The 15,161-nt window shown below is 56.3% G+C and carries 12 protein-coding genes; 5 read left to right on the top strand and 7 right to left on the bottom strand.

Features of this window, described 5'->3' with window-relative positions; genetic code table 11:
* Positions 1–192: 192 nt before the first annotated feature.
* The gene (locus RBB44_RS08320) at positions 193–1,002 is read right to left on the bottom strand and encodes a hypothetical protein (protein WP_306146932.1); all 810 of its coding nucleotides are present in this window, start codon (positions 1,000–1,002) and stop codon (positions 193–195) included.
* 101 nt (positions 1,003–1,103) lie between these two features.
* Positions 1,104–1,838 carry a transporter substrate-binding domain-containing protein gene (locus RBB44_RS08315; protein WP_306146931.1) on the bottom strand — a complete coding sequence of 245 codons (735 nt, stop codon included), beginning with the start codon at positions 1,836–1,838 and terminating at the stop codon, positions 1,104–1,106.
* Positions 1,839–2,709: 871 nt separating this feature from the next.
* Between RBB44_RS08315 and RBB44_RS08310 the strand changes: the two genes are divergently transcribed.
* Positions 2,710–3,867 (top strand): D-alanyl-D-alanine carboxypeptidase family protein, encoded by a 1,158-nt coding sequence (locus RBB44_RS08310; RefSeq protein WP_306146930.1) that lies wholly within the window; start codon positions 2,710–2,712, stop codon positions 3,865–3,867.
* Between the two features lie 30 nt (positions 3,868–3,897).
* Here RBB44_RS08310 and RBB44_RS08305 read toward each other — a convergent pair whose 3' ends face one another.
* The 3 genes from RBB44_RS08305 to RBB44_RS08295 form a co-directional block, all read right to left on the bottom strand.
* Positions 3,898–4,281, bottom strand: a complete 384-nt coding sequence (locus tag RBB44_RS08305) for a VOC family protein (protein WP_306146929.1) — start codon at positions 4,279–4,281, stop codon at positions 3,898–3,900.
* A 104-nt stretch (positions 4,282–4,385) separates the two neighbouring features.
* The gene (locus tag RBB44_RS08300) at positions 4,386–6,128 is read right to left on the bottom strand and encodes an ATP-binding protein (protein WP_306146928.1); all 1,743 of its coding nucleotides are present in this window, start codon (positions 6,126–6,128) and stop codon (positions 4,386–4,388) included.
* Positions 6,125–6,670, bottom strand: coding sequence for a heme NO-binding domain-containing protein (locus tag RBB44_RS08295; protein WP_209176010.1), 546 nt, complete (start codon positions 6,668–6,670; stop codon positions 6,125–6,127). Before RBB44_RS08295 ends, RBB44_RS08300 begins: the two co-directional genes overlap by 4 nt.
* Before the next feature lie 274 nt (positions 6,671–6,944).
* Between RBB44_RS08295 and bktB the strand changes: the two genes are divergently transcribed.
* From bktB to RBB44_RS08280, 3 genes are all read left to right on the top strand, one after another.
* On the top strand, positions 6,945–8,126 hold the full coding sequence (gene bktB / locus RBB44_RS08290; protein WP_306146927.1) for a beta-ketothiolase BktB: 1,182 nt from the start codon (positions 6,945–6,947) through the stop codon (positions 8,124–8,126).
* 159 nt (positions 8,127–8,285) lie between these two features.
* Positions 8,286–9,821 (top strand): DUF1254 domain-containing protein, encoded by a 1,536-nt coding sequence (locus RBB44_RS08285; protein WP_306146926.1) that lies wholly within the window; start codon positions 8,286–8,288, stop codon positions 9,819–9,821.
* Positions 9,822–10,088: 267 nt separating this feature from the next.
* Complete coding sequence (locus RBB44_RS08280; protein WP_306146925.1) at positions 10,089–11,417, top strand: MFS transporter; 1,329 nt, start codon at positions 10,089–10,091, stop codon at positions 11,415–11,417.
* 49 nt (positions 11,418–11,466) lie between these two features.
* Here the strand turns inward: RBB44_RS08280 and RBB44_RS08275 are convergent, their stop codons facing one another.
* Positions 11,467–12,093 (bottom strand): ParA family protein, encoded by a 627-nt coding sequence (locus tag RBB44_RS08275; protein WP_306146924.1) that lies wholly within the window; start codon positions 12,091–12,093, stop codon positions 11,467–11,469.
* A gap of 139 nt (positions 12,094–12,232) precedes the next feature.
* On the opposite strand from RBB44_RS08275, the gene rnd reads away from it, so the two are divergent.
* Positions 12,233–13,411 (top strand): ribonuclease D, encoded by a 1,179-nt coding sequence (rnd, locus tag RBB44_RS08270; protein ID WP_306146923.1) that lies wholly within the window; start codon positions 12,233–12,235, stop codon positions 13,409–13,411.
* Between the two features lie 97 nt (positions 13,412–13,508).
* On the opposite strand, the gene RBB44_RS08265 is transcribed toward rnd, so the two are convergent.
* Positions 13,509–15,032, bottom strand: coding sequence for a Ppx/GppA phosphatase family protein (locus RBB44_RS08265; RefSeq protein WP_306146922.1), 1,524 nt, complete (start codon positions 15,030–15,032; stop codon positions 13,509–13,511).
* Between the last annotated feature and the right edge of the window lie 129 nt (positions 15,033–15,161).

Below are 15,161 nucleotides of genomic sequence, written 5' to 3'. Positions count from 1 at the left end.
TCCTCAATTCTTGTTCAGATGTGCAGAGCGCCTCAAACAGCCAGTCGCAATGTCGAGACACAGAAAACCATTACGGCCCGCAGAACGCCGGCCGTGCGCGCTGCACAAGCCATGCCCAGCGCGGAATGTCAAGGGAACGGGAAGCAATCATCAAAACGAAGAGCTGGAAAACCGGATGGAACCCCAACCGGTCTACCGGATCATGTCTTCCGGTTTCTCCTCATGATCCACCGCCTCGGCCGCCAGCTCGGCGTGAGGCCCGAGGATGCTGCGGATTTGACCACTCTTTTGAAGGTCGGTGATCCGGGTGTTGATGGCAGCGACAAACGCCCGCCCCGGCTCAGTATCGTGGCAGACAAAGGATATAGGCAGGCGAATGTTGTGGAGCGTTATCGGACTGACACGCAGGGCATCCGGCTTGCCCAATTCCTCCAACGCCAGTGCCGTATCCGGATGGTGCCCCAGGAATGCATCCAGGCGCCCGAGACTGAGCATTTCAATAAGCTGCTCTTCCGACGGGATCGGATAGAACTTCTCCGCGTTTGCAAGGCCGTGAATGCTGCCAGAGCCTTCGATGTAGCCCACCCGATACGGGTCGAAATCAGATAGAGATGTGAAAGATGCCCCGTCGGTCGTGGTGTAGACACGGAGCGACACAATATCGACAGGCTGAGAGGCGATCAAAGTTGCCGTTTGATCACCGGCATCAAGCCCCATGATGTTCGTCGGAAAGAGACAGCTGCCGGTATCACCGAGGAACAGGGCCCTTGCACGGTTGAGCGGGGCAGCTCCCCTCGGCACCTTCGCAAGTAGGCCAGACAGCGCCACGTCCAGCAAAAGGTCATATTGCTTGCCGCTGGTTTCGGTCAGCCTGTGCGGAAGATAGTTCAGATAGAGCTTAACGGTATCTGGCTGTTGCGCGCCTGCAGAGGCCGGCGACAGAATAACCGACGCAAGGAACAAAAATCCGACATGGCCAAGTCTAAGTTTCTTGCAGGTCATGATGTATTCTGTCTTTGCAATGCACCGGGATCAAGCCTAACCCTCATCAAACACCCCGTGATGACCGTTCTCCGTCAGAACGGACCGTTAAAACGTCATTCTCACTGAGAGACTTGGGCGCCAATGGCATCTTCAGCATCAGTCGGGAGATTGGCGTGTGGACCAAGGACCCGGCGAATGTCTCCATCCTGGTGGAGCTGCAGGATCCGCGCGTTCACCTCTTCGATGAAGTGCCTCCCGTCTGCCGTGTCGTGGCAGACGAAAGAAATTGGAAAACGCACATTGCTCACCGTGATGGGACTAACCCGCAACAGGCCCGGTCGGTTCAGATCTTCTAGAGCCAAAGCTGTGTCCGGGTGATGACCCAGGAACGCATCAAGACGTCCGAGCTCCAACATCCGGATAAGCTGTTCCTCCGAAGGAATGGGAACGAAAAGCTCATGCTTGGGGCCAAGACCCTGTACAGTCCCGGACCCCGCGATGTAGCCGACCCGTCTTGGGTCAAAGTCATCTACAGATGTGAAGGCTTTTTCCGTATCTCCGGTCGGTGTGTAAAGCCGCAGGGAAACAATGTCGATCAGTTCTGAAGATACAATTGCGTCCGGCTCGGCGACTGCGTGAAGTGCCTTGACGCTGATCGGAAAGAGGCAGCTATCACGGTCAGACAAGAACAGTGTCAACGCGCGCTTCATAGGGGACGCTTCGCGGGCAACAGTTAGCTCGGTGTCGGCGAAAATCTCGTCCAACAGGCGGTCATACTGCTTGTTGCTGGTTTCCGTCAGCCGGTGCGGCAGGTAGATCAAATGAAGATCCGTTTCGGCATCAGCAGCCGCCACAGGGCCCGCCAGATTCAAGCCCATCGCCAAAAAGACAATAGCAACTAGACGCTTGGAATTTCTGTATAGCGAATGCATTACCGCTCTCTACCCAGTGGCCTGCAGTATCTGCAGAGCTATTCCTGACCTCCCGTTGCGGAAGCCTCCTATTGCATTCCGGGCGTCAGGTCACCCATAAATCTTAGCCATCTTCTCGCAATTTGGGATGACCGCCGCTGACTGCGGCTTGCTGTGATGGGCTAACTCTTTAAATCAATTAGATATTCTATCCGCTCAAGTTGTTCCAAGCACAATCACGTCAAATGACTCTACGGTGTGGATACACAGCAGTGGTCAACCGCAAAGGCTCATCTCCTTGTTGCGAACAGACCTTGTTGCTCCACCGGTTCAACATGTTTGTCCAAGATCAAACGCATTGCGCAGTCTTACAAGCATCCCCAGTCTGTTGGTTCTCTCCGACTTGAAACTCGGCCCCCGAGGTAGTGTAGTGGCAGTTGAGGTTCACCGGACGCGCCGATGTATCCAACCCTGGCCAGGCCTTGCCAATGACCGACTTTTACGGCCCAGGCTTTCCCAGGGAGAAAACCGCAGAGAGACAACGGCTACAGTCACAATGCCATTTGACTTCTGATCAACATCTTCTGGTCGCAACCCAGTTTCTTTTTGAAGTTCAGACAAAACTTGCGACCAATCCGGATTATTCCGGTTTGAAAGATCTCGTTTTCCCAGACGATTGGGGTGAGGCAAATTTTAGCGAACACCTTTAAACGACTTAAACAGGTCGTATTGTTTTTGTAACGGACGATTGCGCGCTCAATACTCACAACAGCAGTCACCAGAACCGCGATATGCAATGATGAGAAGGCCCTCAATGCTTCGCTTTGCCGCCATCACGACCCTCTTAGTTAGCCTCCTGTCAGGAGCAATTGGCGGCATCGGTGCAGGTGTTGCGCAGGAACATCAGACACTCACGACGCCGTCCCTTGTTGTGGATCTCGACACCGGCGCTGTCTTGCATGCAGAAGCGGCTGGAGATCCCTGGTATCCGGCATCGACAGCGAAGTTGATGACCGCTCTCATTACGTTCCAAGCGCTTGAGCGCGGGGACGTCGACCTCTCAACGCCGGTTATCCTATCCCATAACGCAATCGACCAGTCCGCTGCATATGCCGGATTGAAGGTCGGCAATGCGATGACGCTGAAAGATGCGCTCTATGCGGTATTGGTCGGTTCGGCAAATGAAGTGGCCGTCGCACTTGCGGAAACCGTTGCGGGGACGGAAGCTGCGTTTGTCGACCTCATGAACTTGGAGGCGAACCGTCTGGGGATGACGGCAACCCATTTCACCAACCCGAATGGCCTTTTCGATCGCAAACAAACCGTATCCGCGCGCGATCTTGCGGTTCTCGGCCGCCACCTTTTTCAAAAGTATCCGCAATACCACGAGATGTTTCGAACCGCTGCTGTGACCATCGATGACAAGGAACTGATCTCGTACAACGAACTGATCACGCGTTACCCCGGAACGCTGGGTCTCAAGACCGGTTTTGTCTGTTCGGCAGGCCGCAACATCGTGGCGATTGCAGAGCGGGATGGCAAACGCTTGCTGGTGGTTGTTCTGGGCGCGACAACAGGCCGGGAACGCTCAGAACGCACAGCCAAATTGTTCAATGACGGCTTTGCCGGAAACCTCACCGCAAATGGTCAAGCCCTCGCCGAACTTTCCAACGCTTTGGAGACACGGCCGGAGGATATGCGCATGCGGCTTTGCAGCAATGAAACCGCTGACTATGAGGCCGGACAAAACCGGCGCTATCCGATGGGCCTCCCCGGAGCGCCGAGCTATCTCATGGATCCTGTTTCCGCCCCGACCTACAGCTTCCAGACATGGTTCGTGCCCCAGCCAGAGTTTGTTCCCGTGCCCAGCGCAAAGCCCGTGCAAGCGGTTGAGCTCATCGCTACACCACCGGCAAGCGGATCCACCGTCGAAATCGTGCCACCGAGCAAACCACCCTTGCCAAGAGGCTGATCCATTACGGTATCCTGGGACTACGACTGCCTAGGTGTCGGTCAGACTGATTGAGATGTGGAGCTTGTTGCCGTCCGGATCCCGGACATAAGCGCCATAATAGTCCGGATGATAATCGCGTGGGCCGGGCGCCCCTTCATCCGTTCCACCGTTGTTAAGTGCCGCGGAATGAAACGCGTGCACTCCGTCCTTGTCTGCAGCATGAAAGATGAACTGGGTGCCGTTTCCAAACGTCGCTGGCTTGTTGTTGTAAGGCGTTACGATGAACACGGTTACCCGTCCGTCTGCTTCCGCATAGCCTCTTTCATGTTCGCCTTTAAATGCTGGCGTCATTCCGATCGTTGCAAATACCGCGTCGTAAAATCCGGCTGCTTTCGCCATGTCGTTTGTCCCGATGCAAACACCGCTCAGCATGTTGAAATCCTTGCATTTACTAGGTAATTGGCAGGCTACCGCGAAGTGCGGAATAGCTGTCTCTACGATGGCTTATTGCGGAGTGTCGCCGCTAGAGCGATCTGTCACGACGCAAGTTCTGTTTGAAGGACAGTTTTCAGCTTGTCCAGACTGATCGGCTTTGTGAGAAAACCATTCATGCCGCTTTGGAGGCAAAGGTCCATATCCTGCTGCATGGCGTTTGCGGTCATCGCGAAAATGGGCACAAGGCCGGCAGGACCTGGCAGCTGCCGAATTCGGCGCGTTGCCTCTAGGCCGTCCATCACCGGCATCTGCATATCCATGAAGATCATGCCGTAGTCGGCTGACTGCACACGATCAATGGCTTCCTGCCCATTGTCCGCGATATCTGCTTCATATCCGAGTTTTTGAAGAAACCCAGTGATAACCAGCTGGTTCGTCACGATGTCTTCAACAACAAGCAAGCGCGGAAGAGACCCGGGCTCAGCTTCTGAGACTTGATGCGGAAATTCGGGTTTCGTGTCTTGCACCCGGTGAGATGTCGGCAAAGGGTTTCCAAGAAGCGTGTTCTGGATTGCGCCGCGGGTCAAAGGCTTTGGGAGTACAATCGTGTTTTGCGCAATCGCTGGCTCCAAATCCGCCGCGTCGAACACAAGATTTGACGCCAGAATGACCTCTGCAGTGCTGTAATCTGGCACCATACGTGCCTGTCTTAAGAACTCATACGCTTCAGCCTCTGAGACTGCGCTGATCAGAATGGTGTCTGTCCGATTTGCAGAGAGTTTCTGCAATGCATCGGCAGATGTTGATGCGCTGACAACTGTGTGACCCAGATCATCAACCAGCGCAACGAGTGTTGTTCTTGCAAGAGGCTCTCCAACCAGAACCAGCACGGTCTTCGGTGCCTGGTCCTGAGACATCGTTTTTGCAGTCTGTCCGAGCTGTTGATCGTCTTTGAGCAGTGGCAGTTCAAACCAGAAGAGACTGCCTTCGCGCTCTTCGCTTTGGACGCCAATCCGCCCGCCCATCAGACTGATCAATTGGCGGGTGATCGCGAGGCCAAGGCCTGTGCCGCCATGTTGCCGGGAGGAACTTGGATCGACCTGAACAAACTTATCGAAAAGTGTTGGAAGCTGGTCCTGCGGAATTCCGATCCCCGTATCTTCGATCTCAAACCGAACCTTACCGGAAGACTTGGCTTTTGAGACCCGAACGGCAACAGTGCCCGTGTCTGTAAACTTCAGGGCGTTCCCAGCGAGATTGAGCAGGATTTGGCGCAGGCGGCCAGCATCGCCAACCACACTGGTTTGCAGCTCCATGGGCAAAAAACTGACAAGGTCCAATGATCTGGAAATTGCCGCCGGAGCCAGGATCTCCAGGACGCCATCAATCACGTCCGCCAATTGAAACTCCTCGTTGGAGAGTTCCAGACGTCCGGCTTCGAGTTTCGAGAGATCCAGAATGTCGTTGATGATCGTCAGCAGTGCATCGCTGGATTCCCGGATCGTGGTCGCGTAATGCCGTTGGTTGTCTGACAAAGAAGTGTCGAGCAGCAAGGTTGCCATGCCAATGACGCCGTTCATCGGTGTCCGGATCTCGTGGCTGATGTTTGCGAGGAACTGGGACTTGGCTTCGTTTGCCTTCACAGCATCCGACATTGCTGTCTTGAGCGCTGCAGTGCGTTCTTCAACCTGCGCTTCCAAATCGCCGAGCGTGGAGATCAGTTTCTGATTGATCTCATAAAGCTCACTGCTCTTGTCTTCCAGGAGCCGCTCCGCTTCCTTGCGCGCCATGCGTTCGCGTTCAAAGCGCCGTTTCCATTTTATCGCATCGGGATGATCGCTCACACCGGCCTCTCCCGGCTGATCATGAACTGTACTTCGTGCGGGCCGTTTTGATCGGTGCGTTCGATCTCCAGATCGTCCTTAAAATGCGCGCCACATCCACGTATGAGCCCATGGGCGAGGTCTCCAAAAGGCCGCTTCGATTTGTAATTCATTTCCAACTTGTCAGGTGCATGCCGGATGCAGCGGAAGGTGGGAAGCTCCGCATTCGGATAGAGCTTTTTCACCTCGACATGAATGTAGCCTTCAATGTTTTCCAGAAAGTCGAGACTGCATGTTGCCCCGCTGAAAAACTGAGAATGGGTCACGGTGAAGCGCTGAAAAAGATGCTGACCGAATGCGGTGATCAGAGCATCGATTTCCATTCCCGTCACCTTGTGCAAGGCTGCGACCAGTTTGACCATGTCTGTGTGGGAGTATTCCTGGACCGCTGTGAACCCGGTTTCGACACCGACCCCGGAAATTTCCATGATCTCGTCGGCCACATCAAAGGAGAACTCGTCTTCGACCATCTCCATGAATTCGGTGAACACCACGCCAAGCATCTCTGTCGCCCCTCACCCGAATGCTTCGAGTCTCTTTGACCAGCTGCAGAACTTTCTCCCGCAGCGTAATTTGACCGGCACTCCGGTCAACACGTTTTTGCAGATCCCGTAAACGCAATCCGGCATTCCTGCTGGCCAAGCTTAAGATGATTTGGTTGCGAATGCGGAAACTAGCCTCAGACTTACCCTGAAAGGTGTAGCTGACGACGTTGACGCTTGCGGTAGCAAGATCGGACTGCCAAAAAGAGGCAACGTCAGATTTGGAGATACTCAAATGAAAGACATTGTCATCACCAGCGCAGCCCGGACGGCTGTCGGCAGCTTCGGCGGGTCCCTGAAAGACATGGCACCGATTGACCTCGGCACGGCGGCTGCAAAGGCTGCAATTGAGCGCGCCGGCATTCAGGCCGACCAGGTCGAACAGGCTTTCTTCGGCAATGTCATCCACACAGAGCCGCGGGATATGTACATCTCGCGTGTGGCCTCCCGTCAGGCTGGTGTGCCAGACCATGCGCCCGCGCTGACCATGAACCGTCTATGCGGGTCCGGTCTTCAGGCAATTGTCTCCTCGGTCCAGGCGATCTCCATGGGCGACGGCGATGTCACTCTCGCGGGCGGTGCGGAAAGCATGAGCCGATCCGGATATCTGATGCCTGCGGCCCGCTGGGGCCAGAAGATGGGCGACACGACAGCGCATGACATGATGACCGGCGCCCTGCACGATCCGTTTGGCATTGGACATATGGGCGTTACGGCAGAAAACGTTGCAGAGCAGAATAACATTTCCCGCGAGCGTCAGGACGCGTTCGCGCTGGAAAGCCACCGGCGTGCCAGCGAAGCGATCAGGAATGGTCACTTCAAAGATCAGGTCATCCCGCTGACTGTTGGCCGCCGCGGCAAGGAGACCGTTTTTGATACGGACGAACATGTCCGCCACGATGCCAAGATCGAAGACATCGCCAAGCTGCGCCCGGTCTTCAAAAAGGACGGCCTGGTGACCGCCGGCAATGCCTCCGGGCTCAATGACGGGGCTGCCGCGATTACCCTCATGACATCTGAAAAAGCCGCTGAACTGGGTGCCACACCAATGGTGAAAATCCGCGCTTATGGTGTTGCAGGTGTCGATCCGGCAGTCATGGGCATTGGTCCGGTCCCGGCAATGCAGATCGCGATGAAACGCGCTGGCATCACAGCGGCCGATCTGGATGTGGTGGAATCCAACGAGGCTTTCGCCGCCCAGGCCTGCGCTGTCAACGATCTACTCGGATTGCCGGGCGAAAAGGTCAACCCGAATGGCGGTGCGATTGCGCTTGGCCACCCGATCGGAGCAACGGGCGCAATCATCATGACCAAGCTCATTTATGAGCTGAAGCGGACCGGCGGCTCTCTTGGTGCTGCCACCATGTGTATCGGCGGCGGTCAGGGCATTGCGATCATCGTCGAAAACGCAGGCTAAAACCTGACAAGGCACAAATCCAAGGCGGCCCATGTGGCCGCCTTTTTTGTTTGTCGGTCAAAGACCCCAATCTGCTTTTCGCCCCGCCTTAAGTTGAAAAACTGCCCGTGTCCCGCGATGATGGTATCCAACGCCAAAACCCATCAAGGACCCCTTCTGATGCCCCATCTCCCCCAATGGATCGCAGCCGCAGTTGCTGGTGCATTTGCAACCAGCATCAGCTTCGTGCCCTTGTCCGCGCAAGAGCCGCCCAAAATGAAGATGACCACCGAAATTCCGGATGGCATCACCACGCCGGACAACATCGAGACTCAGCTTGGCGATTTGACCTTCTTTGACGGGGTTCCGGATGCAGAAACGACAGAGAAGATCTACAATCTTTACGATTTTTCACAGGCCTACCAAGCCTATCTCAATGGCCTGAAAATCGCCTCCATGGATGCGATGCTGCGCGGTATTGAGGAATGGGGCCCGGCCAACACAACTGTTGTTCAGTTTGCGGACTTGATGGATTCGACCGCGCTTTTCCTAACGCCGAACACGACCAGTGTGTATCAGACGGCCGTATTGCGCATGGGCGATGAACCGATGGTGATCGAGACACCGCCAAACGTGCTCGGCTTCATCAACAACGCCTGGTTCAAATATGTGATGGACTTCGGCAATCTCGGACCGGACCAGGGCAAAGGCGGCAAGTTTCTGATCCTTCCACCCGGTTTCGAGGGTGGCGTGTCCACGGACGGTTATACCGATGTTGTGCAAACCGACACCTATGCCCATTGGGTGCTATGGCGCGGTTATCTGGATGAAAACGGATCTCCGGAAACCGCTGTCTCGCAGACGCAGGAGCAGTTTCGGATCTATCCGCTCTCACAAGCAGACAATCCGCCAGAGATGACCTTCGTCGATGTGTCGGGCAAGGAATTCAACACCATCCACTTGATGGATGCGCGCATGTTCCAAGAGATCAACAACGTCGTGCAAGCCGAGCCGACATATGGCGAAAGTCCGGAACTGCTCGGCTATCTGGCGGCGGTCGGCATTATCAAGGGCCAGGACTTTGCGCCTGATGCGCGCATGCAATCGATCCTGGAACGGGCAGCGGCGGCTGGAGCCGTCACGGTCAAGACGCTGATTTCCAAACCGCGCGCGACTGAAGCCTACTGGTATCCGGGCGAAAGCAATTGGCAAAACGCGTTCCCGGGTGGCGCCTACACGTTCACCATCGACGGTGCGATGAAGCATGACTTCCGCTCAGCGTTTCATTTCTACGCGACAGGTATAACACCGGCGATGGCGTTCAAATCACCGGGCAAGGGCTCGCAATATGCCTTCACCTACCGGGATGCGGACGGAAACGCGTTGGATGGCGCCAAGACCTACAAGCTGAACGTTCCGGCAAATGTACCGGCCAAGGATTTCTGGTCGTTCACGCTCTATGACAACCAAACCCGCTCGATGCTGCAGACCGACAAGCAGTTCCCAGCCCTTGGCAGCAATGACGCAGGCCTGGTGCAAAACGCCGACGGGTCGACCGATATCTACTTCGGCCCGGAAGCGCCGGAAGGCAAAGAGAGCAATTGGCTGCAAACGGTGCCCGGCAAGGGCTGGAACACGATCATGCGCCTTTACGGCCCTCTGGAGCCGTGGTTCGACCAGACCTGGCGTCCGGGAGAGATCGAATTGGTTGAGTGAGGTGCAATATTCAGGAGCCGTTCGGGACATCCGGCGGCTCCTGACCGGCTGACCATGTCAGGCTGCTTCCGAGCCATTGGTGATGTCCAACAAACATCTCCTCTTTTTCGGATGAAACGCGGTTGCTAAAGCAAATCGCGCTTATGTGTATACAAGTTTCGCTGCCACTCGGCTTTGCCTCGTATGCGAAACCTGAAGCATCTTGTATTCAATTAAGTGCGACACCCTATAGAACGGGTCTAGATTCTGGCCCCGGAGCTTCCGCAATTGTTTTCCGTTCTTTCAAACCGAACATACCGGCTTCTGTTCTTTGCTCAGGTGGTAGCGCTTTTCGGCACGGGTCTGATGACCGTCGCGCTGGCTCTGCTTGCCTACGACCTTGCGGGCGCGGATGCTGGCGTTGTGCTCGGCACTGCACTCGCCATCAAGATGATCGTCTATGTGACCTTGAGCCCGGTCGCTGCCGGATTTGCAGCCCGGTTTCCAAGACGCGGGTTTCTGATCTTCCTGGATCTGGTCAGAGCATCGGTCGCTCTGGCTCTACCCTTCGTTGACGCGGTCTGGCAGATCTATGTTTTGATCGCCCTTCTCCAGTCAGCATCCGCCGCCTTCACACCGACGTTTCAGGCGACCATTCCGGACATCCTGACCGACGAAGACGACTACACAAACGCCCTGTCACTCTCCAGACTCGCCTATGATCTTGAAAACCTTCTGAGCCCGATGGCCGCCGCGCTTCTCGTCAGTGCGATCGGTTTTCATTGGCTCTTCACCTGGACCTCTGCAGGCTTCCTGGTATCGGCTGCTCTTTTGTTCAGCACCGTGCTGCCAGCGATGAAGGCGGCACAAAGCGTTTCCCCGTTAGAACGGATCAAAAATGGGGTGGAAATTTATCTCAAGACCCCGCGCTTGCGCGCGCTGATGGCGCTCAATCTCACGGTCGCGGCCTCCGGCGCCATGGTGATTGTCAACGGCGTTGTTCTAGTCAAATCCGAACTCAGCTTCAGTGATACCGATCTCGCGCTTTCCATGGCGGCCTATGGCGGCGGTTCCATGGCTGCCGCGTTTCTGGTCCCCAAGCTCTTGAAACGGTTTGCGGAGCGTTCCGTGATGCTCTCTGGTGGCGCGGTGCTGCCAGTTCTGCTTCTTGTATTTGCAGCGCTTTATTCAAACCTGCCTGAACAGGCGATCTGGCCCGCGCTTCTTGTCTCCTGGGCGATCATGGGTGCCGGCATGTCCGCCGTGCTGGTCCCTTCTGGCCGCCTGTTGCGGAATTCCGCGCACGCTGAAGACCGGCCGCTTGTCTTTGCCGCACAATTTGCGCTGTCCCATGCGGGCTGGCTGATCACCTATCCGCTGGCGGGCTGGCTCGGCAGTACCGCCTCGACACCGCAAACCTTGACCGCCCTTACGCTGGTTGCTGCACCCGCTGCCCTTGCAGCAGCGTGGCTCTGGCCGAAAGACGATCCGAGATACCTCATCCACGATCACCCGGACCTGCCGCCCGATCACCCGCATCTTGTCAATGCCCATGGCAACCGGCACGGGCATGATTTCGTTATCGACGGCCTCCATCCGAATTGGCCGGACCGATGAGTTAAGCTGCGCTCATCGGCGATCATTTGCGCAGTTCTTCTGTCTGCCCTCAGGTATCAACTGCCTGCAACAAAGGATGCCATTGACCGCGCACTTCATGGGACTGCGCATCCGAAAAATCAAAAACCCCGGTTCCGGCTGCCGCATGCTTTGCATAGGCAACCCGGTCGGAAATGCGGCAGAGAACCGGATATCCCTTCTGGGCCAAAGTCTGTTCCAGTTCAGCCACTTGGGCAGATCTGCGATTGATCCGGTTGGCCACCAAGTGAATATCCGCTTTGCCCTTCCGCACGCGTTTGATTTCCGAAATACCGTCGAGAAATTTCAAGGTCGCATCCCAGTCGAATGCGGAGGCCAGAACGGGGACCAGAATATCGGAAGCTTCCGCGATCAGTGTCTTTGCGAGTTCGGAGCGCAGACCACCCGGGCCGTCAATAACAATCGCGTCCAGCCCCTTGGTCTTGTCACCGATGCTGCTTTCCTTGGTCCAGTTCAGCCCGTCAATTGTGGCGAACTTGCCCGGCCGGCGCTTGACCCAGGAAAGGCTCGATTTTTGCCGGTCCGCATCGGCCAACGCCACGTCCTCACCGCGCACCGCCAAAGCGACCGCCAGATTGGTTGCAATTGTTGTCTTGCCGCATCCGCCTTTGGAATTGACCACCAAGATCTTGCGCATTCCCGCTCCCCATTCAAACGTCTTATCTGCTTGCGCCCACACTAGGCGCACATATTGCGCCTTTTCAAGATCTACATCGCCAATCGGCACCATTTCGTGGCGACAAGCTGGCAGAACTCGGGTATAGCTTTCGATCACCATGGAAGTGATTACAAAAACTGAAGACCTCGCCGCTGCCTGTCAGCGTCTTGCCACCAACGACTATGTCACCGTCGACACGGAATTTCTCCGCGAAACGACATTTTGGCCGAAGCTCTGCGTTATCCAGATGGCCGGAACCGACATGGCCTTTATCGTTGACGCTCTGGCTGAAGGCCTTGATCTAGATCCCTTTTTCGACCTGATGCGCGACGACAGTGTGACAAAGGTGTTTCACGCTGCCCGGCAGGATATCGAAATCATCTACCATTTGGGTGGCCTGATCCCGGCCCCGCTGTTCGACACGCAAGTCGCAGCCATGGTCTGCGGATTTGGGGATTCCATCTCCTACGACCAACTTGTCTACAAGGTCACGGGTGCACGGATCGACAAGTCGTCCCGGTTTACCGATTGGGCACGTCGGCCGCTGACCGCCAAGCAGCTGGATTACGCCCTCGCCGACGTCACCCACTTGCGCGATGCCTATCAGTTCCTGAAAGCAAATCTGGCCGAACAAAACCGGACCCACTGGGTGCAGGACGAAATGACAGTCCTGACGTCGGTTGCGACCTACCGCACGGATCCAGACCAAGCCTGGAAACGCTTGAAGCTTCGCGTGCGCAAGCCGGTTGAGCTCGCGGTCATGATGGAAGTCGCCGCTTGGCGCGAAACCGAGGCCCAAAACCGGGATGTCCCCCGCAGCCGCGTGATCAAGGACGACGCCATCTATGAACTGGCCGCGCAACAGCCGGTGACGGCGGAAGCGCTTGGCCGCTTGCGGACCATTCCGCGCGGCTTCGAGCGATCCCGCAACGCAGACGAAATCCTGAAAGCGGTCCGCCGGGCACTCGATATCCCGAAATCCGAGCTCCCGAAATTGCCGAAAGGCCGGCAAGCTCCTGATGGATCTGCCGCGGCGGTCGATTTGCTGAAGGTTCTTTTGAAGCTCGTCAGCGAAGCCCATGGCGTTGCGGCCAAGGTGATTGCCACTGTCGACGATCTGGAGAAGATCGCGGCTGATGACAATGCGGATGTTGCGGCGATGAAAGGCTGGCGGCGTGAGCTGTTTGGAGAAACGGCACTCAAGCTCAAGCGCGGCGAAGTGGCCTTGGCGTTCCAGAACCGGCAGATCACCGTTCTGGAGCAAACACCTCAGCAGGCCACACAGGCAGCAGAGTGATTACAAACTCAATATAGAGATCTGACAAAAAGGTGCTGTTTCAGGCACCTTTTTTCTTTTTTAGACCAGTAGACCAATCGAAAGTCGAAGTGAACAACTATGCGCTAACGCGCACACTCACCGGTGCATCAATGACCTTGGACAGCTGACCGACACGCTTGCGCAGGCGTTCTCCATCGAGATCAGCCAGCTCGGTGCCAAGATCAAGCACAAGCTCCTCGCCTTCCTTGCTGATGCCGACTTTCGGCAGCATGCCGCCCATGGAGGCACTCAAGAGCGAGGCAACACGCAACGTCGCGCCCAGAACCTTGGCGCGGATACGAAGCCGGTCGGTGAACAGCTCCCGGATAACGGTCGACAGTGCGCCTTCCCTGAGCCCCTCATGGCGGTAGAAGACGGCCGCAGACAAATACGCCCGGCTTGCGTGATCAAGACCTACGAACGATGCGTTGGAAATGATGTTGAGACTCTGCTCCCCGCGATAGTCCGGATGAGCCCGCCAGCCAATATCAGACAAGAGGCAGGCCGCATGACGCAGCCGGGTTTCGTTGGCGGTCTCTTCGATCGAAAGCATTTGGAACAAGGCGTCGGACCAGGCAATCAGTTCCTCGGCGAATTGTGGTGATCGCGCCCGCAACACACAGAGCTCTCGGGCGGCCTCAATAACCGGATCCTGCGCCTGCATTTCCGGTGACAATTTGGAATGCAGAAGTCCTTCACGAACGCCGGTTGCTGAAAACACCAGCCGTTCCGCCTTCATGGCGGTGAGCACACGCTCCAGAACAACGGCCCCGATCGGAACGAGCGGACGGCGTTGCTTGGAAACAACTTCGGCAAGTTCCACGTCTTCCAAATCCGGAACCGCAATCTTTCGACAGAACTCAATCGCTTCATCTGCGTTGATTTGATAGTTGTGCATCACGTGCAGCGGATAGTTTTTCTGCATCAGATGAAGACGGCCCAAAGACCGCCACGTTCCACCGACCGCATAGAACGTCCGCTCGCCCGGCGGTAAATCCGGCCAATGGAAGTCCTTCAGTGTTTCCTCTGCAATCTCAGAAGCCTTTTCGATACTCCCCTCGGCCATTTCCGCAAGGCGCAGACCGCCGAGTGGGAATGTCATGCCAAGGCCCGGGCCTTTGTCATCGACTTCGACGAGTTCCAGACTGCCCCCGCCCATATCGCCGACAAGTCCTCGCGGCTGCCAGAACCCTGCCGTAACGCCAAGGGCCGAAAAATAGGCCTCTTCGTTGCCGTCCAATATCCGCACCGGTGCACCGAGGATCGCCTCGACCTCGCGGACAAAATCCGGCCCGTTCTCTGCATCGCGGGTTGCAGCTGTTGCTACAATATAGATGTCCTGACAGCCTGTATGACGAATGAGCGCGCGAAAGCGGACCAGCTCGCCAAGTGCGGCCTTTACAGATCCGTCCGCAAGTTGCCCCGTCGCCGCAACACCGCGCCCAAGACCTGCCAGCATCTTTTCATTGAAAAGCATCGTCGGCGTGCGCGCCTTGCGCTCATAGATCACCAGGCGAACGGAGTTGGATCCGATGTCGACCACAGCGATTGGGCCGGTGCCGTTGAGCCGGCCACGCGCCGGATGATGTTGGGAAGACATCAAAGGTCAATCCTTGCCCTTGCGGCCTGTCGGCGGGCAGTTTTCCTGACCACCGATCTTGAATGTGCCTGCACTTAACGTCATCGGATCACAGGGTCAATTCCAGAATTACAGTTTCCGCCGCGCATC

Origin of the sequence: Roseibium sp. MMSF_3247 (genome assembly GCF_030733765.1) — a bacterium.
Lineage (GTDB): Bacteria > Pseudomonadota > Alphaproteobacteria > Rhizobiales > Stappiaceae > Roseibium.
Note: the sequence above shows the minus strand (reverse complement) of the source record. Positions and strands in the feature narration are given on the sequence as shown.